Consider the following 20,163-nt stretch of genomic DNA (forward strand, 5'->3'; position numbering starts at 1 on the left):
AGAGAGGATGATGAAAGTGAATACGGAACAAATTATAGAAGTGATGAATCAGGACTGGACGGATATTTACTACCATCTGCACACAAAACATGATGATCATTTATCTCACCAAGCTGTTCGGATGCTTCAGCATATCGAAAAAAACCGCTTTGTGACCATTGGCCATTTAGCAGAATTATTGGATGTATCTCATAATACGGCATCAGAACATGTGAAAAGACTTATACAAAAAGGCCTTGTACGGAAAAAAAGGGACAGCAGTGATGAACGCAAAGTCTATGTCACGTTAACGCCTGAAGGTGAAGAAGCAGTGAAACGGCATACGAGACTTAATCCGAAAAAACTGCAAAAGGTGCTGGAGCAATTAAATAAGGAAGAAGTTGAAATGATTAAAACGGCATTTTCCTTGTTAAGCCGGGAGGCAAAATCATGTTTTTAATAGTGAAAATCGGGGTGTCTGCAATATTGATCGCCATTATAACCGAAATTGCACGAAAATCGCCTGAAATGGGCGGAATAATTGCGGCTTTGCCGCTTGTCAGTCTGCTCAGTTTATTTTGGCTGAGTGTACAAGGGGAATCTTTGAAGCATTTAAGCCAATTTGCGAAAGGCGTGCTATGGGGGTTTCCCGCCACGGCGGTTCTCCTTTTGATCGTGGTTTTGAGTTTGAAAGCATCATTCCCGGTTATCATTTCTGTTGTATTTGGAATATGCGGATGGGGCGGGTGTTTAATGCTGCAAAAAGCTCTCATTGGTGCGATATTCGGGTGAAAGGCGGAATGTCCTTTCGAATGGAATAAGTAGCTGCCTGTGCTGCCGCACAAGCAGCCTAAGAAGGCTCGATGGCGGGATGGGCTTGAACCAGGCAGAAAACGATCGGAGAGCGGAGTAACCATCCCTATATGAGACTATCACATATAAAGCCTGGAGTAGTAAATCATCCTCGCCGGAAAAGGAGCGTCCCGGTATGGCCCGTCGGGCGGGATGGATGTCGACAGAAATCTGAAATAATTGCTCCAGAGTACTTTTAAGTTTACCGGATATGTCTGGACGGTTTCAGGAGCGAGTTCGTAGGAGAATGCTTGAGCTTTAGATTGACTGATCATAAACTTTTGATATTCTCCGTTTTGAAAGTAATATAAATAGCCTTTTAAACGATGCGCTTCCTGGTTGACCAAAGAGATATACAGGTCTTCTCGGCCGGTTTTTTCAACCGGGTTTCCTGCTTTGTCAGACAGATAAATCAATCCCGTTTGTGATGCGCTTCCGCTGTTCGTTTGACAGTTAACGGGTTCAATATAAGCAGGGTGTGCCAAGAGCCGGTCAGGATGCAGAGCATGTGAAATCAATTCAAAATAGTAGGGCGCTACATAGTCGGCATCCCGATTCCATTTGCAATCGCGCTCAGCCTTTGGATCGAACATGAAAGTCTGGGTGATGATATAAACGATATGTCTGCCTGCGGGAACATGCTGGAGCCTGATTTTGATTTCCTTGGACGAATGAGCGGGGACGATGGATGGAAAGGTTTGCGAGGGCCGGTCATTTCCTTCAAAGAAGACGGATATATGAATGCGGTCTTCTGCATTCGTATAGTTGCAGTAGACGTATGATGCTTGGAAATGGCCTGACGGGTCTGTTTGATAGCTTAATTTGTTTCTGTCGATCGTATAAAGGTTTTCTGCGTGAAAATGAGTTGATCCGATGATATGGATAGTACCGCCTCCGTTTCACAGTATGGTAAGCCGCCGGAGCACCCGGCAGCTTCTTGCTATTTTTTGATATAGACCTCTGTCCGCTTTTCCAGGAAATCCTGGAGCAAAGCGATCGCCGAGCAAACGGCCCAGTAAATCAAGGCAACTAAAATATACATCGTCATATAGTCGAATTCCCGCCCGCCGACGATTTTTGCCTGTTGAAACAATTCAGGCACGGTAATCATGGCGGCCAGGGAAGACGCTTTAACGAGATCAAGCATTACGTTTGCAAGAGGCGGGAGCGCAATTCTAACCGATTGAGGGACAATCACATGGCGCATCGTCTGCCAGTAGGAAAACCCGATCGATTTTGCAGCGTCCCACTGCCCTCTGTCAACAGACGACAGGGCAGAGCGGATAATCTCGGCAATGTATGCGGCGCTGTTGATGCTGAAGCCAATTAAGGCAGCAGTCAAAGCCGTAAACTGGATTCCGATATAAGGAAAACCGAAATAAAGGATAAATAGAATGACCAGGATCGGAACGCCTCTCATAAACGAGATATAGATTCTTGCCGGCCAACGAAGCAAAGCGATCCCGGACATACGCCCAAGCGCGATGAAAAAACCGAGAATTAAACCGGCAAACATGCTCGCAAAAGAAATTAAAAGCGTATTCCATATGCCTTGCATCACATAAGGAAAAGATTTCGCAGCCAATTCTGCATTAAAAATATACTCCCATTGAATAGAGCCCAATTTACATCCCTCTATTTATTCACATCGACATCGATATAGTCGATATCCTGCTTTTTCGAAACATCGGCACCGCCGAAAAACTTTTTCGAAATCTTTTTGATTGTGCCGTCCTTCAGCATTTCGTCAATCGTTTTGTCGAATTGCTTTTTAAGTTCAGTGTTTCCTTTTTTCATGATCATGCCTTGCTGATGCGGATAGTATTTAAGATCGGGATGAATAGTCAGATCCAGATCAGGCATTGCGGCGAGCGCGAGCTTTTGAAGGTAGTAGTCGTTTAAGATGACGTCGGTTCTTCCATTCGCTACATCCTTTAAAAATTGGTCATTTGTTGCGTTGTCGTAAATGACTTCCTCTGCTCCGTATTTGCGTGCGATATCCATGTAAACTGTCGTAGCTGCACCAGCGGCTTTCTTTCCCTTTAAGTCCTCAAGCGAGTGGATGCCTGATAAGTCTTTTTTGCGGACGATAGCCGTTCCGAATGAATATTTATAAGGCATAGAGAACAAAAACTTTTCTTTGCGGTCGTCTGTCATTGTAATATCGTTGGCGGCAGCGTCGACTTGTCCGCTCCCCACCGCCGTCAGCATACCGTCAAAGCCCATTTCTTTAAATTCAACATTCAGGTCGAGTCGTTTAGCCGCTTCCCGAATCACTTCAACTTCGTAGCCGGTCAGCTTGTCCTTGCCGGAATCAGTGTCATGATATGAAGTGGGGTAAAGGGTTCCCGAAGTCGCTACAACGATCTTCCCTTTTTCCTTTATCTCATCCCAGGCTGTTTTTTGGTTTTCAGCCTTATTTTGAGCTGTGCTGCATGCAGCTGTTATAAGAGCAAGCGCTAACACTGTTATCCACAATGTAATGCGCTTATACGTATGCAATTTGTTCACTTAAACAATCCTCCTATTCCTTTAGTCAAGTAAACCATAGCACTGAAGTAGGGATTAGGCAATAAGATAATTAGTATTGGGAAAAAATAAAATAATTGATTGTGCAACCTGCTTTACTTTTTAAGGTGAAAGATGGAATCATAAAGGTATTGGCAAATTGAAACATAAGGAGGATCAGAAAAGATGAAAAATATTTTAATCATCAACGGACATGAAGCCTATCCCCATGCAAGGGGACAGCTCAATCACACTATTTTTACAGCGATGGCGGACAAGCTGGGCGAAAAATATGAGGTGAAAAAAACAGTGGTGGCAGACGGCTATCAAATCCCGGAGGAACACGAGAAATTCAAGTGGGCTGATGCCGTTATTTATCAGACGCCTGTTTACTGGTTCAGCGTTCCTGCTTTATTTAAAAAATATATTGATGAAATTTATGAGTACGGGCTTTTTTATCAAGGGTCTGAAGACTACGGCAGAGGCGGGCTGTTTACCGATAAAAAGTATATGTTTTCAACCACATGGAACGCGCCGAAGGAAGTCTTCTCCAAAACGGGGACATTCTTCGAAGGTAAAAGCCTTGATGAAGCGCTGTTTCATTTGCACAAAATGCAGGAATTCGTCGGCATGAAGCCTTTAAAAACATTCTCTGTCCATGATGTCATCAGCAATCCGCAAGTGGATCAATATTTAGCTGACCTGGACGCTCATTTAAAAGAAGTATTTTCGATTTAAGTCAAGAGGTTTGTGCACAAGCGCAAACCTCTTTTTTTCGTTTTCCTCTAAGAAAACGTGATACAGTTGAGTAAAAGCAAAGCAGGGGGTGTTCGCATGTTTTTAAAAAAGCTGACTTTACTTCGAGAAGAAGTTCCTTCTTATGCAAAATATCCATTTTCAATTCCTGCTATTCAACATTTAAATGAACTGACGTTTCAAAAAAACGTAACATTTTTTGTCGGGGAAAACGGATCGGGCAAATCGACGCTGCTTGAAGCAATCGCAGATAAATGCGAATTTAACACGGCTGGCGGGGGAAGAAATAATACATATGAAGTATACGGCTCCGGATCGGCTCTAGGAGACTATATCAGATTGTCGTGGCTTCCCAAAGTAACAAACGGCTTTTTCCTTCGCGCTGAATCTTTCTATCATTTTGCCACTCATATTGATGAAGTGGATATCACAGGTTTTCGCAGCTACGGAGGCAGATCTCTTCACGAGCAATCGCACGGCGAATCTTTTTTATCGCTTTTCAAGCATCGTTTTAAAGAAAAGGGAATCTATCTTCTCGATGAGCCTGAAGCTGCTTTATCCCCGGCAAGACAGCTGGCATTCCTGAAAATCATTCATGATTTGACGAAATCCAGCCAGGCTCAGTTTATCATCGCCTCCCATTCCCCCATTTTATTAGGGTATCCGGAAGCTGAAATCTTCAGTTTTGATGGTGAGCAAATCGCTGAAGTGAACTATGAGGATACGGATCATTACACCTTAACCAAGTATTTTCTTCAGCATCGGGAAAAGCTTCTGGCGGAGCTGTTTTTAGATGATGTTTGATCTGAAACGCGTTTCATAGAATATGATAAGAAGCATCCGGATCAAAATACGAAACAGGAGTTGAGCCATATGATTCATCAGCGACTACGCCCATTTCCAGACCATTTCTTATGGGGATCAGCATCAGCAGCCTATCAGATCGAAGGAGCCTGGAATGAAGACGGCAAAGGCCTCTCGGTTTGGGATGTGTTCACAAAGATTCCCGGAAAAACGTTTAAAGGAAGCAATGGAGACATTGCGGTTGACCATTACCACCGCTTTAAAGAAGATGTTGCTTTAATGGCCGAGATGGGGTTAAAAGCATACCGTTTTTCAGTCAGCTGGCCGAGAATTTTTCCGCAGGGCAGGGGAGAAGCCAATGAAGCGGGTTTGAGATTTTACGATGACTTGATCAATGAGCTCCTTGCTCATGATATTGAACCTGTTTTAACGCTTTATCATTGGGATCTTCCCCAGGCTTTAATGGATGAATACGGCGGCTTTGAATCCAGAAGAATTATAGAGGATTTCAATGCGTATTGCGTTACGCTCTATAAGCGGTATGGGGACAGGGTCAAATATTGGGTGTCCCTTAACGAGCAAAATTACAACTTTAATCACGGCTTTATCACAGCGATGCATCCTCCGGGTGTGAAGGATAGAAAACGCTTCTATGAGGCTAACCATATTGCATTTCTGGCGAATGCAAAGGCAATCGATTCTTTTCGCCGGTATGTTCCCGATGGAAAAATCGGACCTAGTTTTGCTTATTCGCCTGCATATCCGCTCTCCAGCCGTCCGGATGATATCCTCGCTTTCGAAAATGCCGAGGAATTCACAAATTATTGGTGGCTTGATGTGTATTGCCGGGGGACATATCCGGGCATTCCTTTGAAATATCTGAAGGAAAAAGGCTGGGCGCCGACAATTGAGGATGGGGATATGGAGCTTTTAGCAAAAGGAAAACCCGATTTTGTCGGTGTGAATTATTATCAAACCATCACATATGAAATGAATCCTCTTGACGGGGTATCGGAAGGAAAGATGAATACGACCGGCCAAAAGGGCAGCAACCAGGAAACAGGCATGCCCGGTTTATACAAAACAAAGAGGAACCCTCATCTTGAGACATCGAATTGGGATTGGGCCATTGATCCGATCGGTTTAAGAATCGGGCTTCGCAGGATTTCCAGCCGCTATGGGCTTCCGCTTTTCATAACAGAAAACGGGCTGGGGGAATTCGATAAGGTTGAAAATGACGGCGCGATTCATGATGATTACAGAATTGCCTACTTGCGTGCGCACCTTGAACAGTGCAGACAGGCTTTAAACGACGGAGTCGATTTAATCGGCTACTGCAGCTGGTCATTTACAGATTTATTGAGCTGGCTAAACGGCTATCAGAAAAGATACGGGTTTGTTTATATTAATCGTGATGAAGAGAATGTAAAGGACTTGAAGAGAATTAAAAAAGACAGCTTTTACTGGTACCAAAACGTCATTCAGACGAACGGGGAAGAGCTTTAGGATGAGGGCGCCGGATGAAACCGGCGCCTTTATCCGTTGTTCAAGCCTGTTTAAAATCGAGAATATAGGTGATCTTCGCAGTGCTGTTATGATCAGGCATTATCGTATAGCATGTCAGCTGATAGGCGCCTTGCGGGATGTCGCATGTCAATTTTTTGGATAGGACGCTTGCAATTTCGACCCCGTCATGAAGGACGTCGAAGGAAACGGTGACGCGCCTGTTAAAGGAGGGCACCTGTTCTTGGACATTCAAACGGACTTCTACTAAAGATGCCGTGTTATCGAGAGCTTCAAACGAGACCGCATGCTCTCCCGTCGTGTAGCCTCTTTTAATATCCTCGTCTGTCCAATCCATAACGGGCGGCTTTCCGCCTTTTTGATAAACGGTAAACTGATGGTATGACATCGTCATTTCTCGTGCTTCCCACTTTTTGATCAAAGACCGTACCTCCAGTGTTATTTAATCTTGAAAAGTACCTTCGTCCCATCCGGATAATCGCTTACCTGATTGCCCACCCAAGATCCTGCTCCGCGGTTATCAGACGGCCTGATATACTCGACGGAAGCACCTGTTCCGCCTTCTTCGCACATGGCCATCGGCCACTCGTCGCGGTCATAGCCTGATTTGGAAGGAACATCTTTTAATGAATCCTTTCTGCGTTCGTCGGCTCCGTCCCTGTCGATCGTACAGATTTCGGAATGCCCTTTTTTGATGGCTTTTCGAATGTGCGCGCCTGTTTCAGGATAGCGGTCCGAAGGAAAAATCAGCACTTCATCATAGTTTGAGCCGTTTTGCCGGCCAGTAGGCTGATGTTCTGAAGTAAAAAAGTCGCCAGATATAATGCCGATGATCACGACGGCGATGGCGAGCAAGGTGATCAGCAAAGATTTAATCTTGTCCATTCTTGTTGTCCTGCTTTCTTATAAGTTAAATCATTCGGTCGCAGCGGACCGGAAGTAAATACAACTTTATTATCGTAAAAATGATTTGAGAAATAAAGGGGAGATTAATAAGTTTTTCCTCTTAAAATGCTGAATTTTCGTCTATCATATCGCCTTTTTTAAAAATTTTGCCGGTCATTTAGAAAGTTTTAGAGGTTCAAAATCTAAATTTCTCATATGAAAGAAAAACTTTCAGGCCCCCTTTATAAAGCCTTCCTGCGCGAATGATATGAAATACAAGACAGAAAAGGAGCTGATCGAGTTGCTTCGCAAGCTATTGAAGGCACTGCAAAACGGTAAAAACCGACGATACAGCAGCAGCGATTACGGACGGAAATCATACAAAAAATACAGCAGCAGCGATTATAAAAGAAAAGGGTACGGTCATCACCATTACAAAAGAAAGCATAAGAAATTTTTCGGCAGCAGCTAAATCGCGTGAAAATATTGATGAGATGGCTGTTTGACCGCCCGCTCAAAAAAGGAACTGTCTTGGAGGGGAGATATCGGATCCACCGTGTGCTCGGGATGGGCAGCTACGGCATCACATATCTTGCCGAAGAACTTGGGAGAGCCGGTTTCCGCGTCATTAAGCAACAGAGAAAAACAAAAGCATGGACATCAGCCGGACGGCAGTCTTTCAACCGTGAGGCTGAAATTTTGCGAGAATTGGATCTGGCTGCCGCGCCCCGTATATATGAGGTGCTTCAATCGGCCGGTGAGCGGTATATCGTAATGGAGTATATCGAAGGAAAAACGTTTGAAGATTTGCTCTTTTATGATGGGCGTGTCTTTGATGAACAGCAAACGATCAGCATATTGAAGGAAGTGCTTCACAGCGTTTCCCTTCTTCACAGGCGAGGAATTATTCACCGGGATTTGAGGATTCCAAATTTGATTGTGAATGGAGGAACGATCCGCATCATAGATTTCGGACTGGCATGCCGCCTGACTGAAAGAGAACGTGTTGATGACCGGCACCCGGAAAAAAAGCTGATGCGTGCTGTTTCAGTCAAAAGTGACTTTTATGCGTTAGGGCATTTCGCATTGTTTCTCCTCTACTCCGGGTTTACTCCGTCCAAGGAGGAAGAAAAATGCTGGGAAGAAGAGCTCAGCATATCGTCCGGGCTTAAATCTGTTCTGCGGAGGATGCTGCAGATTGATCTCCCGTATGAGCGTGCAGAAGATATTATCGGCGATTTGACTTCCTGTATGGCGAAAAAGAAGAAGCTGCCGTTTTAACGGCAGCCCAGCGTGTCGAGAAACCCTCGCATTCGTTGTCAGGCCTGCGCGTCGGTGCTCACGAATAGAGGAAGGATCGGCGGCTAAACGCCCAGGCGTCCTGCCTGAACGCCGCCGTCATCACCTCCTGTGAAAGTCCGCTCCGATGCTCGGCCTTCCTAGACTGCAAGGGTTTTCAATCACGCTGAAAGGATGACAAAGTCCCAAAACAAAAGCCGTTTTGGGATTTTGTCAACAATCTAAGCTGCCGTTTTAACGGCAGCCTTTATTCCCTGCTATTTCATTTTGACTTCCCCGATGAGCTGATGCAAATCTTCAGCCAGTTTGGAGAGTTCATTTGCAGAGGCGGTGACTTCTTCCATAGCCGCAAACTGCTCTTCTGTCAGACCTGCGACTTGTTGTGAATGATCTGAAGTTTCCTGGACTTCTTTTGAGATTGCTGCAAATGACGCTGTGATGTTTTGAATGCTTTGCGATATATGCTGAGCAGCGGAAGACAAGTCGGAAATTCTTACGCTGGACTCTTCCATTAAGTCGACAATAGATTCAAACGTCCTTTTGTTCTGTTCGATCATTTTGACGCCGTTGACCGCTTCCGTTTTCACTGTCATGATTGAATCGGTTGTGGTTGCGATTTCTGATTGAATCCCTGAAATGAGATGGGAGATCTGATTGGCTGATTGCTGCGACTGTTCGGCAAGACTGCGAACTTCTTCTGCAACGACGGCAAAACCTTTTCCGTGTTCTCCTGCTCTTGCAGCTTCTATTGAAGCGTTCAAGGCGAGCAGGTTGGTTTGATCGGCAATCTCCGTGATCGCTTTTGAAATGCTGCCGATTTCATGTGATCTTGTATTAAGCATTTCAATGATTTCTCCGCTTTCATGAACCGATTGATGCATTGTGTGAATTTGCTGCATCGTTTCGGAGATATCTTTTGCCCCCTGTTTTGCTTTTTCGCGGGCGTATTGGCTTTTCTCAGAAAGGACCGCAGCGTTTTCGGATATGTTTTGAATATCGGCGGAAGTTTGTTCAATGGCTTGTTTGCTGCCTGCTATCCCCGATGTCTGCATTTCGGACAAGCTTGCTACATGCTGGACGGCTTCGGTGATTTTTTCAGAAGCAAGGCTTGTTTCTTCAGCGCCAGATGTCAATTGATCAGAAGCCGCAGCTACACTGTGCGACGACTGTGAAATTTTTTGCATCAGACGGTTTAAGCTGTCATTCATTTGATTGAAATGATGTGACAAGTCGCCGAGTTCATCTGTCGAATCATCCTGGATCTCGGTCGTCAAGTTGCCGCTGCCCGCCTGTTCAAAAGCATGAGTCAGCATCCTGAGCCTTCTGTTGATGCTTTTGGTGAATACGAGGACAAGGAAAATGGAGATGATGATGGAAGCAGTCAGAACGATAGCAAAAATTTTCAGGAACGATTGAAGAGTGCTTGTAATCATATCCTGGTTGGCCCCTGTATAAAAGATGCCGATAACTTCACCGCTCTTGTCCTTGATCGGCATATATGCCGTTTGATATGTTTTTCCCGCTACATCAGCTTTTCCATAAAAGTTTTTTCCTTCTTTTAAAACCGCATTTGCTACCTCCGAAGACACTTTCGTTCCGACAGCGCGTTTTCCGTCTACCGTTACATTTGTAGATACGCGAGTATCATATTGAAAGATGGTGACTGTATCTTTCGTATCATTGCCGATTTGATCAACGAGGTCTTCATTGCCGTTGATAAGGGTCGAACCTTTGTAAAGTCTGTCTTCTTTGACTTCCCAATCCCCTTCTAGAGACTCATTCAAATAACGGTAGCTCAATTTCAAATCGCTTTTGGCTTTTTCTGTCGCCATCTGTTCTAACTCTTTTGAAAGCTGATTGATAATGAAAATCCCGAGTGCTGACGAAAAGATCAAAATAACGGCCAACACGAGAAGATTGATTTTTGTCCCCAGTTTCAGCTTAAATCGTTTTTTCCTCACTGCTTTTCCCCCTTTTGCTTCACCTGTATATACAATATCGGTTAAAACGGGGGCGTTTTGACAAGATGAAAAAGAAAACCCCGTTTGTGATAACGGAGTTTTGGACGATCTGAAAGCCTAATGTCCATCTGGTTTTTCGGCTTTTCCTGTTTCATACTGTTTTTGTTTATTTGCGATGTAGCTTCTGGCCTCTTGATGCATACGATGTTTCAGTTTATAGACTTCACTGTTTTGATAGATATGTGAATTGTAGTTTAGCGGAGACGCATTTTTCCCTTTTCCTGTTGCGTCGATTAAGGCGGAATAGTCAGTCTGGATCATTTGCTCAATTTGCTCAGACGCCGAGTATTCTCTTTTGAGCAGCCCGTCAAGATCCTCGACAGCTTTAATCGTGTCTTTTCTGTTTTGGTTTGCAGCATCGAGCTGCTGTTTGATTTCATCAGATGAGAACGGCTGTAACGATATTAAATCATCAATCTGTCCTAAAATATTCGACAGCTCTTGTTGCTGTGCGGAGACCATGTTTTGAGAGTGAATGTGGACATTTGCAAGCTCCTGTTCAAGAAATTGAACATCAACGAATGTGTCCTCTGAAAGCCCGGCATTTTCGGCAGCCGCAGATACACCATTCAGAAACTGAATCTGCATATCGGCTAAATCCAGCCAGCCGTCTACGACCCCTGATTGGTCTCTGTAAAATGCTTTAATGGCATCGGCGCCTTTTCCTTGGAACTCATCAAGTTCAGCGACGCTGTTTAACGCTTTTTTTAAGCTGACGAGCTGTTCTCTCAAGTTTTTATATTCATCAGATCTTTGCTTCATAGCTGATATTAGGGTTTCCGCTTCGTAGACTTTCATTGGAAATCTGCCCTTCCTGCGACTTATTTAGTACAGAGTGTACCACTTTGTCATAGGGAATTGGGCAATAAATCCTGAATATCCATGAAAATGAATCTTTGTGATCAAATTCGCAAGCCCTTTGGGCTTTTGGTCGTAATAGATGACCTTTATTTTAGTAGTTAATTAGTCCTCTTTATGGCAGGATTGTGTCGTCGGACCGAAGAAAAGCGGAACACCAAAAATATGAAATACTGTGAACAACACAATTAAAAATGTGATTTTATGGTATCTTAAAATAAAATATTAAATAATAAAGACTTGGAATATTGTAATTAAACATAATTGACTACTTTCTCATGCTTGATTAGTATGATAGTAAAATATTTTAAAAAAAGGATATTTTTAAAAGGGGAGATCGGGATTGAATGAAGAAGGTTACCGGCTTGGAATTGATATTGGAGGAACTTTTACCGATCTTACATTGTTAAATCCAGCAGATGGAAGCATGACCGCAGTTAAAACGCCGACCGTTCCCGAAGATCCGGCCCAAGGGATCATCAACGGCTTGGCTCTCTTGAAAACCCGGGGTGTTCAGCCTTCAGAAATTCATCACTTTGTACACGGCATGACAATCGGTTTGAACACATTATTACAACGCAAAGGGGCTGATATTGCTTTATTCGTAACCGAAGGTTTCCGTGATATTCTTTCGCTCCAGCGCCTCCGGCTTCCGATACCCTACGATTTTAGATCGAGAATGCCGGAGCCTCTCATTCCCCGGAAAAACGTGTTTCCCATTCAAGAAAGAATGCTTTATGACGGTTCTGAAAAACTGCCGCTTCATATGGAAGAGATCGATGAGGCGGTTGGACAAGTTTTAAAAAAAGGCTTAAAAGGAATCGTTGTTTCTTTTTTGCACAGCTATCGGAATCCGCTCCATGAACGCCAGGCTGCAGAACGGATCAGACAAATAGCACCTGAGCTTGAGGTGGCAACGTCTGCGGAGCTCTGGCCGCAAATGAGGGAATACGAACGAACGGTTATGTCCGTCGCGAATCTATATATTAAACCGAATGTCCATCACTATTTTGGAACGCTGAAAGAGAGGCTTGCTCTGGAAGGAATTTCGGCGCAGCCGTTTATCACCCAGTCTAACGGAGGATTGATGGACATTGAATCGGCTGCCGAGGCACCTGTCAAAACGCTTTTTTCCGGACCGGCAGCAGGGGTCATCGGAGCCATCAGAACGGCGGAATCCGCAGGCGAGGTGAATATCATCACATTTGATGTTGGAGGAACTAGCGCGGATATTTCGATTGTTGAAGAAGGAGAGCCGACCTTTACCCAGTCAAATCAAATCTCGGGATTTCCGATTACGATTCCGTCTGTAGCGATGTATTCGATCGGTGCCGGCGGAGGATCGGTGGCATGGATTGACAGAGGCGGTCTCTTGAAAGTAGGACCGGAGTCAGTTGGCTCTGATCCGGGGCCGGCCTGTTACGGAAAAGGAACACAGGCCGCACTTACAGATGCGTTTCTCATATGTCATTATTTAAATCCAAACCGGTTTGCATCAGGAAATATGAAACTGTACCGGGAAAGATCCGAAAAAGCGCTCCTCCCGGTTGCCGAGTATTTAGGCACAGATGTGGAGCAGGCCGCGGATAAGATGATTCAGGTTGCGCTTGCCAATATGTACACGGAACTAAGCAATGTCATGGAGCAACACGGGTTTGACCCGCGTGAATTCAGCCTTATGGCTTTTGGAGGCGCAGGCCCGGTTACTGCTAATTTTTTGGCTGAGGAAATTCAGGCCAAAAATGTGCTGATCCCGCCGCATCCTGGAACTCTATCCGCTTTGGGCGCACTGACGGCTGATTTTATCTACGATGCTGTATGTTCAAGACAGGTGCTGCTTGAGCAAATAAAAACGGCTGAGTTAAAAGCGGAGTTTGTGAGGCTGCAAGAAAAAGCGGAAACATGGCTGCGGAAACAACAGGCGGACATGATGACGGAAACCTCTCTTCTTTACTTGCTTGATGCCCGTTATAAAGGTCAGGCGTACGAAATTGAGCTCCCTGTTTCACCGGAATGCCTGGAAGGCGAAAGTACGAGTGAAATTGCAGACTCCTTTCATCTCTTACATGGGAAGCAATATGGACACAGCGATGAGAAAGCAAGCATTGAATTGATGAATATGCGCGTCCGCATCATAGGCAAGACACCGAAGCCGCCAGGCGGAAAAGGATGTCAAAGTAATCTGCCCGAAGCTGAACCGGTCAGCCAAAGAAAGATCATCATGAAAGGCGGTACATATCAAGCCTCCGTATACCGTCGTTCAGATTTAAAGTGCGGACAGAGAATAAATGGGCCGGCCATTGTGGAGCAGGACGATACAACGACGTTGATTTTGCCAAATTGGAGCGGGAAAACCGATCATGCCGGAAATTTGATCATTGAACGGAAGGAGAGCTGACCATGCGCACAGATCCTGCTCGGCTTGAAATAATGAGAAGCTACTTTAACGCGATAGCCGCGGGAATGGGGCACGTTATTGAACGGACGTCCTTTACCACATTTGTAAAAGAATCAGCTGATTTCGCTACTGCGCTTGCAACGCCGGAAGGGGAATTTTTCGTTTATCCGAAAACGGTCGGCGTCACGATTTTTTTAGGGCTTTCATTAAAACGGGTCATCGAAGAAAGCGGCCCATTTGAACCGGGAGACATTATCCTCACAAACGATCCCTATACAACGGACGGACTGGCGACCCACTTGCCTGATATTCATGTGGTGAAGCCGATTTTCATGGAGGGCGAGGTCATCAGTTATGCATGGTGTTTTGTCCATTGCAGCGATGTCGGCGGCCTTGTCCCGGCAAGCATTTCGCCGACAGCGACAGACATCCATCAGGAAGGCCTGAGGATACCGCCGGTAAGGATTTACAAATCGGGAAGAGAAAATCGCGATATATTGAATGTTTTGCGGGCAAACAGCAGGGTTCCCGATTTAAATGAAGGGGATATTCATGCGATGGTGGCCGCGGTCAATACGGCGGAGAATCGATTGACAGAGATGGTCGGAAAGTTTGGAAAAGAAGCGGTCCAACAAGGAATGGATGATTTGCTCGAACAATCAGCGATGAGAGCCGGCCGGGTTATGAGCAGGATTCCGGAAGGCACATACAGTTTTTCAGATTATCTTGATGACGATATGATTTCTGACGTTCCGATCCGCTTGGCTGTTACGGCAAATGTCTCGGGAGGGGAAATCACATTGGACTTTTCAGACTGTGATCCTCAGGTGAAAACCGCATTTAACCTTGTCACTAATGGAAGCAAACATTCATTTCTATACCAGGGCCTGATCAACTATATCATAAGTGAAGACCCGTATATTCCGATTAACGGGGGACTGACAAGGCCGATCAAAGTTATCGCTCCAAAGGGTACGCTCGTTCATCCGGAATATCCAGCGGCGGTCGGCATTCGTCATTCGATCACGATGAGACTTTATAATGCTGTACTGGGCGCTTTGGCCAAGGCGCTTCCGAAAGCTGTGCCTGCAGCAGGCGCCGGTCAGTCAGCGATTGTCGTACTGTCGGTTCCCGACGAATCAACGGGCGGCCGGAAGATGTCGGTGGTCGAACCGATGGGAGGCGGAGGAGGCGGCCAGCATGACATGGACGGAGCAGACGGAATTGACCATGCCTCCGGATTTTTGAAAAATACGCCGATTGAAAGCCTTGAACAGCATATTGACATCCATGTTCGCCGCTATGAGCTGATCAAAAATACCGCCGGAGCCGGTTTTCACAGGGGCGGCCATGCAATCGGGCTGGAGTTTGAAGCGGCGGTATCAGAATCCATTGTGACCGCAAGGGGGATGGAGAGGATGCGTTTTCATCCGTGGGGGCTCGCCGGGGGAACGGCAGGAGCGCTCGGGCGAGTGCGCCTTTATCCGGATCAGCCTCAGGAGAAAACGATTTCGAAGATCGACGTTCTAAAGCTCAACAAAGGGGATGTTATCAGCATTCATTCACCTGGCGGCGGAGGCTGGGGAAATCCCTTCAGCCGGGAAGCTGAATCGATTTTGAGAGAAGTTGAAGCGGGCTTGCTGAGCCCGGAAGCGGCCTATCGCCAATACGGCGCGGCTGTAAAAGAAAACGGTGCAGGCTCCTTCATTATTGATCTGGAAGAAACAGCTGAAATCAGAAAAAAGAAGGCAGGCGAACATCGGAAACAATGGGATTTCGGAATCGCCAGAGAAGAATACGAACGGCGCTGGACAGAGGAAGCCAGCAGCACATTGGCCCGGCTTCTGCGACAGCTTCCGGCTCATCAACGATCACATGTTAAACATTTAGTCCACCGTTATTTTTTAAAAGAATATAAAGGTCCGATCAGTAAAGGCGACGTTGCGGCCGCTGTGGAAAAACTGGCTGGCAAAAATAACACGGGAATGGTGAGATGACAATGAAAAGTAAAATTTCTGCTTTATTTATTCTGTCTCTTGTATCGGTGATCCTCCTTTCGAGCTGCGGCGGAAACGGAAGTCAGGAAAGCAAACAATCAGATACAGTCGTTATCGGAGTCTATGGGGGCGATTGGGAAAAACATATCAAGCCGAGCCTTGAATCTTTTGAAAAAGAAACAGGGCTGAAGGTCAAAGTCGTCGCAGGGACAGACTCTGAGTGGTTCACAAAGCTCAAAGCATCGAATGGCAGAAATGCTCCGTATGATCTCTTAATCCTGCAGCCGGATACGATTCACAGGGCACAGTCGGCGGGATTGCTGGCGCCGATTGATCAGGAAAAGGTTCCGAATGTCCGCGATCTGTACCATTCAGTTCAGAAACGCTTCACCGATGATGGAAAGCAGTATGCGGCCGGTTTCAGTATGGGACAGCTCGGAATTGTCTACCGAAAGGATCTTGTACCACAGGAGCCTAAGCGCTGGACGGATCTTTGGAACAGCAGCTATAAAGGTCATGTGGCCATATCATCGCCGGCTTATTCGGCAGGACTTCAGTTTTTTGTAGGATTAATCAATGCCCAGGGCGGCCTGGAGTCAAATGGGAAAGACGTGGATAAAGCGTTCAACAGTTTGGCGGATTTAAAGAACAACATAACGGCCTATCCAGATAATCCGGGCTCGATACAAACGCTTCTGGAACGCGGGGATGCATGGGTTGTTCCGTTTTGGGACGGACGCGCTTTTTCTTTGCAGGATGCCGGTCTTGACCTGGGATTTGCGTACCCTGAGGAAGGTGCAGTCGCAGCAGTTGCAAGCTGGGCTTTAGTGAAGGGAAGTCCTAATCAGGATAACGCATACAAGCTGTTAAATCATCTGCTCAGTCCAGAAGTGCAAGGAGATTTTGCCGATAGAACGTTTTACGGCATGGCCAATAAAAAAGTGAAATACAGCGATAAATTAAAAGGAAAGATCAAAGTAGGGGAGGACTATTACAGGAATTTAAAATGGGTTGACTATGAAGTTGCTGCAAAAGATCTAGGCGATTGGACAAATCGCTGGAATCAAGTACTTGGCGGAAAATAGGTGACAAACATGAGTACAATTCAGATTCAGCATGTCAGCCGGCATTTCGAAAACACCATCGCATTGGAAGACGTACAGCTTGAAGTCAAAGAAGGGGAGTTTTTCTCTCTCCTCGGTCCGAGCGGCTGCGGAAAGTCAACGCTCCTTAATGTCATTGCCGGGTTCCTTGAACCGACGTCAGGTTTTGTATATATAGGAGGACGAGATGTAACTGATTTGCCGCCATACGACCGACATATCGGAATGGTTTTTCAGGATTATGCTTTATTTCCGCATCTCAGCGTATTTGACAATGTTGCATACGGATTGAAAGTTCGAAAATGGCCCCGCCGCAAGATTGAAGAACGGGTGATGGAATGCCTCGCTCTTGTCAGGCTTGAAGCGTTTGCTAAACGCATGCCCCGTCAGCTGAGCGGGGGCCAGCAGCAGCGGGTGGCGATTGCCCGGGCATTGGCCGTTCAGCCGTCTGTGCTTTTGCTTGACGAGCCGCTGAGCAACCTGGATGCGAAACTTCGAAAGGAAATGCAGACGGAGCTGCGCAGTATCCAAAAGCGCGTCGGCATTACAACGATTTTAGTGACGCACGATCAGGAGGAGGCTTTAAGCTTATCAGACAGAATTGGAATTCTTGGACGCGGCAGGCTTCAGCAGCTTGGCACTCCGTTGGACGTGTACCGCACGCCTGCCAATCAATTTGTCGCCGAATTTATCGGACAGGTCAATTTGCTGAAAGCGCGTAAGTCGGAGGTACAGCCTTCAGCGGGCGGTTACGGCTACGAAGCGATCGATTTCGAAGTGTATGAAGGCGTTCCGCTGACTTTTGAAATCAACCAGAATCTCTTAAAAAAATCCTCTGTATTGTTTATGGTGCGGCCTGAGAGAATCTCAGTTTCCTTCGAGAAGCAGAAGAACAGGCTGATTGAAATGCCTGCAACGTTAACGGAAGTCAGTTATGCCGGGCATGCTCTCAGGCTGAAAGCAGCTGTTTTCAAAGGTGAATGGATCATTCAGGCGCCCGATCCTCAATTTCCAAGATTGCCGAAGGCGGGAGATCAAGTGTATCTTTCTTTGGAGCCGGACGATTTTGTTCCGCTGGATGTAAAGGAGGATGCAGATGGGTGCTGTTGAACAAAAACGATTTTATTGGTTTTTGCTTGTTCCTGTCCTTTTATTTCTCGGCGTTTTTCTTGTTTTGCCGCTTGTTCTGCTGCTGTTTTTAAGTTTCAGAGACGTGGACGCTATGATGAATGCGCTCGATACGTATAGTTTTTCTCAATATATCGAAGTGTTTTCTTCAGACATTTATTTGAAAACAATCGGTATAACGCTTTGGACGGCGTTGAAGACCACTGTTCTATGCCTTGTGATGGCGTATCCGGCGGCATATTTACTCGTTAAGGCGCAAACCGGCAGGCTGCGGGCTTTGTTTTACATTTTGCTTGTATCTCCTTTATTGACCAGTGTAGTCATTCGGACGTTTTCCTGGATTGTGCTGCTTTCGCAAAACGGGATCGTCAATGAGGTGCTTATCAGCATGAAGGTGATTGAAAAGCCCCTGCCACTTTTATGGAATATGAACGCCGTCATCATTGCATATGTCCAGGTTATGTTGCCGTTTGCTGTGCTGCCGCTCGCAGGTTCTTTAAGCGAAGTGAAACCCGATCTTAAATTTGCTTCGATGAGCCTTGGAGCGGGGAGGCTGCGGACATTTTTTTTCGTGACCTTGCCGATGACGGTTCCAGGATTGCTGACAGGAGCAATGATCGTGTTTTCGCTTTCTGCAGGAAGCTATATTACGCCTCTTCTCGTCGGGGGAAGGATGCAGCCATTGCTGCCGTTGTCAATCTATCAGCAGGTCATGCAAGTCTTTCATCTTCCTCTTGCAGCCGCCATGGCGATTACTTTATTAGCCGTTGTCAGCGTGGTCATCGGAATCCTTGGCTTTTTCCAAAAGCGTTGGGAGGCGAGAATAAATGGGTAGACGATTCCGCCGTCTGTCTGGGGGAAAATGGATTGATGCGTGTGTTTGGACTGCGGGTTTATTGGTATACCTTTTTTTGGCGCTGCCTGTCTTTGTGATCATACTGTCGGCTTTCAGCCCGGACGAATATCCGAAGTTCCCGCCATCAGGCGTCTCGCTGCGCTGGTTTGCCGGAGTTTTCAGCAGCACCGGCTGGATGGAATCGATTTGGGTCAGCTGTATGCTGCTCCTCGTTGTAACGCCTCTTGCGGTGATCCTTGGAACTGTTGCGGCCTATGCATTGGCGCGGCTCAACTTTCCTGGAAAACAGGCGATTCAGGCTTTTATTTTATCGCCGTTGATGATTCCCCAAATCGCATTAGGCGTGTCCTTTCTCTATTTATTGACAATAATTGGGATAAACGGCACGTTTGCCGGGCTGGCCGCCGGGCATATGCTGATCAGCCTTCCGTATGTTGTTCGGACGGTCGGAGTCAGCATGGCAAACGTGGATCCGAAGCTTGAGCTGGCATCCATGAATCTCGGCGCAGGTCCCTGGCATACCTTTTTTCATGTCACCTTGCCGCTCATTAAACCGGGAATCATTGCGGGAGCCGTTTTTGCCGCAGTAACGTCATTCGGAGAAATCTCAATCAGTCTGTTTGTTTCTTCACCGGCTGTCACGCCTGTACCGGTTCGTACGTTCAGCTATATTGACCAGACGTTTGATCCGAGCGTTAATGCGATTTCGGTTATTTTTATCACAGTTTCAGTGATTGCGCTGATCATCATCGAGCGGACGATCGGGCTCTCAAAATCCATGTAGCAGGCGAAACTCAGCCTGCTTATTTGTATGGAACATCGGAAGAGAATGAGACAGTTCAGCAAATTTACCGTTCTGCTTCAATGTTTTTGCAAGCCGGTTTGTCTTTTCCCGTCAGTTTAAAAAGCCGGGTAAAAGAAACGTTTTAATTGAATGAATATTGTAAAAGGAAATACTGAAGCTTTAACGGACTTTCATGAGTTATTTATGAAATTCATGCTGTTTTTTTAATATTTTAATACACTCTTCATCTAAGATTTGGAATATTTTGCGGGTTTAAACGATTTTTTTCGTTTTCCCGCATATTTTTTTGTCGATTTCGGGATCACGCATTAACATTCATGGATAACATTCGGCATCCCGCATGAAACTTTTCACCTATTTTTCGGTGAAAAAAACAAAATTTTCATTTAA

20 protein-coding genes are annotated in these 20,163 nt (G+C 45.9%); 13 read left to right on the top strand and 7 right to left on the bottom strand.

Features of this window, described 5'->3' with window-relative positions:
• Window positions 1-10: 10 nt before the first annotated feature.
• Window positions 11-439, top strand: a complete 429-nt coding sequence (locus tag MKX80_RS02085; protein ID WP_268342679.1) for a MarR family transcriptional regulator — start codon at window positions 11-13, stop codon at window positions 437-439.
• Window positions 430-771: a DUF3147 family protein gene (locus MKX80_RS02090; RefSeq protein ID WP_154996970.1), complete on the top strand. Its 342-nt coding sequence runs from the start codon at window positions 430-432 to the stop codon at window positions 769-771. Before MKX80_RS02085 ends, MKX80_RS02090 begins: the two co-directional genes overlap by 10 nt.
• A 140-nt stretch (window positions 772-911) precedes the next feature.
• Here MKX80_RS02090 and MKX80_RS02095 read toward each other — a convergent pair whose 3' ends face one another.
• The 3 genes from MKX80_RS02095 to MKX80_RS02105 form a co-directional block, all read right to left on the bottom strand.
• On the bottom strand, window positions 912-1,424 hold the full coding sequence (locus MKX80_RS02095; RefSeq protein WP_154996972.1) for a hypothetical protein: 513 nt from the start codon (window positions 1,422-1,424) through the stop codon (window positions 912-914).
• A 347-nt stretch (window positions 1,425-1,771) separates the two neighbouring features.
• On the bottom strand, window positions 1,772-2,455 hold the full coding sequence (locus MKX80_RS02100; protein ID WP_182069370.1) for an amino acid ABC transporter permease: 684 nt from the start codon (window positions 2,453-2,455) through the stop codon (window positions 1,772-1,774).
• An 11-nt stretch (window positions 2,456-2,466) separates the two neighbouring features.
• Window positions 2,467-3,342: a transporter substrate-binding domain-containing protein gene (locus MKX80_RS02105; protein ID WP_182069369.1), complete on the bottom strand. Its 876-nt coding sequence runs from the start codon at window positions 3,340-3,342 to the stop codon at window positions 2,467-2,469.
• Between the two features lie 183 nt (window positions 3,343-3,525).
• Here MKX80_RS02105 and MKX80_RS02110 point away from each other — a divergent pair, with 183 nt between their 5' ends.
• The 3 genes from MKX80_RS02110 to MKX80_RS02120 all read left to right on the top strand — a co-directional run bounded on the left by MKX80_RS02110 (window position 3,526) and on the right by MKX80_RS02120 (window position 6,405).
• A complete protein-coding gene (locus tag MKX80_RS02110) occupies window positions 3,526-4,077 on the top strand; it encodes an NAD(P)H-dependent oxidoreductase (RefSeq protein ID WP_182069368.1) in 552 nt (183 codons plus the stop codon).
• A gap of 96 nt (window positions 4,078-4,173) precedes the next feature.
• Entirely contained in the window at window positions 4,174-4,899 is a 726-nt protein-coding gene (locus tag MKX80_RS02115) for an AAA family ATPase (RefSeq protein WP_182069367.1), read from the top strand.
• A gap of 69 nt (window positions 4,900-4,968) precedes the next feature.
• Window positions 4,969-6,405 carry a family 1 glycosylhydrolase gene (locus MKX80_RS02120; RefSeq protein ID WP_154995497.1) on the top strand — a complete coding sequence of 479 codons (1,437 nt, stop codon included), beginning with the start codon at window positions 4,969-4,971 and terminating at the stop codon, window positions 6,403-6,405.
• Between the two features lie 40 nt (window positions 6,406-6,445).
• On the opposite strand, the gene MKX80_RS02125 is transcribed toward MKX80_RS02120, so the two are convergent.
• Together MKX80_RS02125 and MKX80_RS02130 are read right to left on the bottom strand one after the other, a co-directional pair.
• Window positions 6,446-6,844, bottom strand: a complete 399-nt coding sequence (locus tag MKX80_RS02125) for a competence protein ComJ (RefSeq protein WP_154995495.1) — start codon at window positions 6,842-6,844, stop codon at window positions 6,446-6,448.
• Window positions 6,845-6,861: 17 nt separating this feature from the next.
• Window positions 6,862-7,308, bottom strand: coding sequence for a NucA/NucB deoxyribonuclease domain-containing protein (locus MKX80_RS02130; protein WP_182069366.1), 447 nt, complete (start codon window positions 7,306-7,308; stop codon window positions 6,862-6,864).
• Window positions 7,309-7,576: 268 nt separating this feature from the next.
• On the opposite strand from MKX80_RS02130, the gene MKX80_RS02135 reads away from it, so the two are divergent.
• Entirely contained in the window at window positions 7,577-7,780 is a 204-nt protein-coding gene (locus MKX80_RS02135; protein WP_128814219.1) for a hypothetical protein, read from the top strand.
• A gap of 5 nt (window positions 7,781-7,785) precedes the next feature.
• Window positions 7,786-8,589, top strand: coding sequence for a protein kinase (locus MKX80_RS02140; RefSeq protein WP_268310378.1), 804 nt, complete (start codon window positions 7,786-7,788; stop codon window positions 8,587-8,589).
• A gap of 275 nt (window positions 8,590-8,864) precedes the next feature.
• Here the strand turns inward: MKX80_RS02140 and MKX80_RS02145 are convergent, their stop codons facing one another.
• Window positions 8,865-10,568 carry a methyl-accepting chemotaxis protein gene (locus MKX80_RS02145; RefSeq protein WP_268342622.1) on the bottom strand — a complete coding sequence of 568 codons (1,704 nt, stop codon included), beginning with the start codon at window positions 10,566-10,568 and terminating at the stop codon, window positions 8,865-8,867.
• 117 nt (window positions 10,569-10,685) lie between these two features.
• Window positions 10,686-11,426: an LXG domain-containing protein gene (locus MKX80_RS02150; RefSeq protein WP_182069361.1), complete on the bottom strand. Its 741-nt coding sequence runs from the start codon at window positions 11,424-11,426 to the stop codon at window positions 10,686-10,688.
• A gap of 403 nt (window positions 11,427-11,829) precedes the next feature.
• Between MKX80_RS02150 and MKX80_RS02155 the strand changes: the two genes are divergently transcribed.
• Genes MKX80_RS02155 through MKX80_RS02180 form a run of 6 tightly spaced genes read left to right on the top strand, consistent with a single transcriptional unit; the run spans window position 11,830 to window position 19,752 of the window.
• Window positions 11,830-13,884: a hydantoinase/oxoprolinase family protein gene (locus MKX80_RS02155; protein ID WP_154995485.1), complete on the top strand. Its 2,055-nt coding sequence runs from the start codon at window positions 11,830-11,832 to the stop codon at window positions 13,882-13,884.
• 2 nt (window positions 13,885-13,886) lie between these two features.
• Window positions 13,887-15,881 carry a hydantoinase B/oxoprolinase family protein gene (locus MKX80_RS02160; RefSeq protein ID WP_268342623.1) on the top strand — a complete coding sequence of 665 codons (1,995 nt, stop codon included), beginning with the start codon at window positions 13,887-13,889 and terminating at the stop codon, window positions 15,879-15,881.
• A 2-nt stretch (window positions 15,882-15,883) separates the two neighbouring features.
• Window positions 15,884-16,966, top strand: a complete 1,083-nt coding sequence (locus MKX80_RS02165) for an ABC transporter substrate-binding protein (protein WP_216930758.1) — start codon at window positions 15,884-15,886, stop codon at window positions 16,964-16,966.
• Between the two features lie 9 nt (window positions 16,967-16,975).
• A complete protein-coding gene (locus MKX80_RS02170) occupies window positions 16,976-18,094 on the top strand; it encodes an ABC transporter ATP-binding protein (protein ID WP_154995479.1) in 1,119 nt (372 codons plus the stop codon).
• Window positions 18,081-18,947, top strand: coding sequence for an ABC transporter permease (locus tag MKX80_RS02175; protein ID WP_268342624.1), 867 nt, complete (start codon window positions 18,081-18,083; stop codon window positions 18,945-18,947). The genes MKX80_RS02170 and MKX80_RS02175 overlap by 14 nt, the downstream gene beginning before the upstream one ends.
• Entirely contained in the window at window positions 18,940-19,752 is an 813-nt protein-coding gene (locus MKX80_RS02180; protein ID WP_268342625.1) for an ABC transporter permease, read from the top strand. Before MKX80_RS02175 ends, MKX80_RS02180 begins: the two co-directional genes overlap by 8 nt.
• The last annotated feature ends 411 nt before the right edge of the window (window positions 19,753-20,163 follow it).

Source organism: Bacillus sp. FSL K6-0972 (assembly GCF_037976035.1).
In the GTDB taxonomy this organism is placed as follows: Bacteria; Bacillota; Bacilli; order Bacillales; family Bacillaceae; genus Bacillus; species Bacillus haynesii.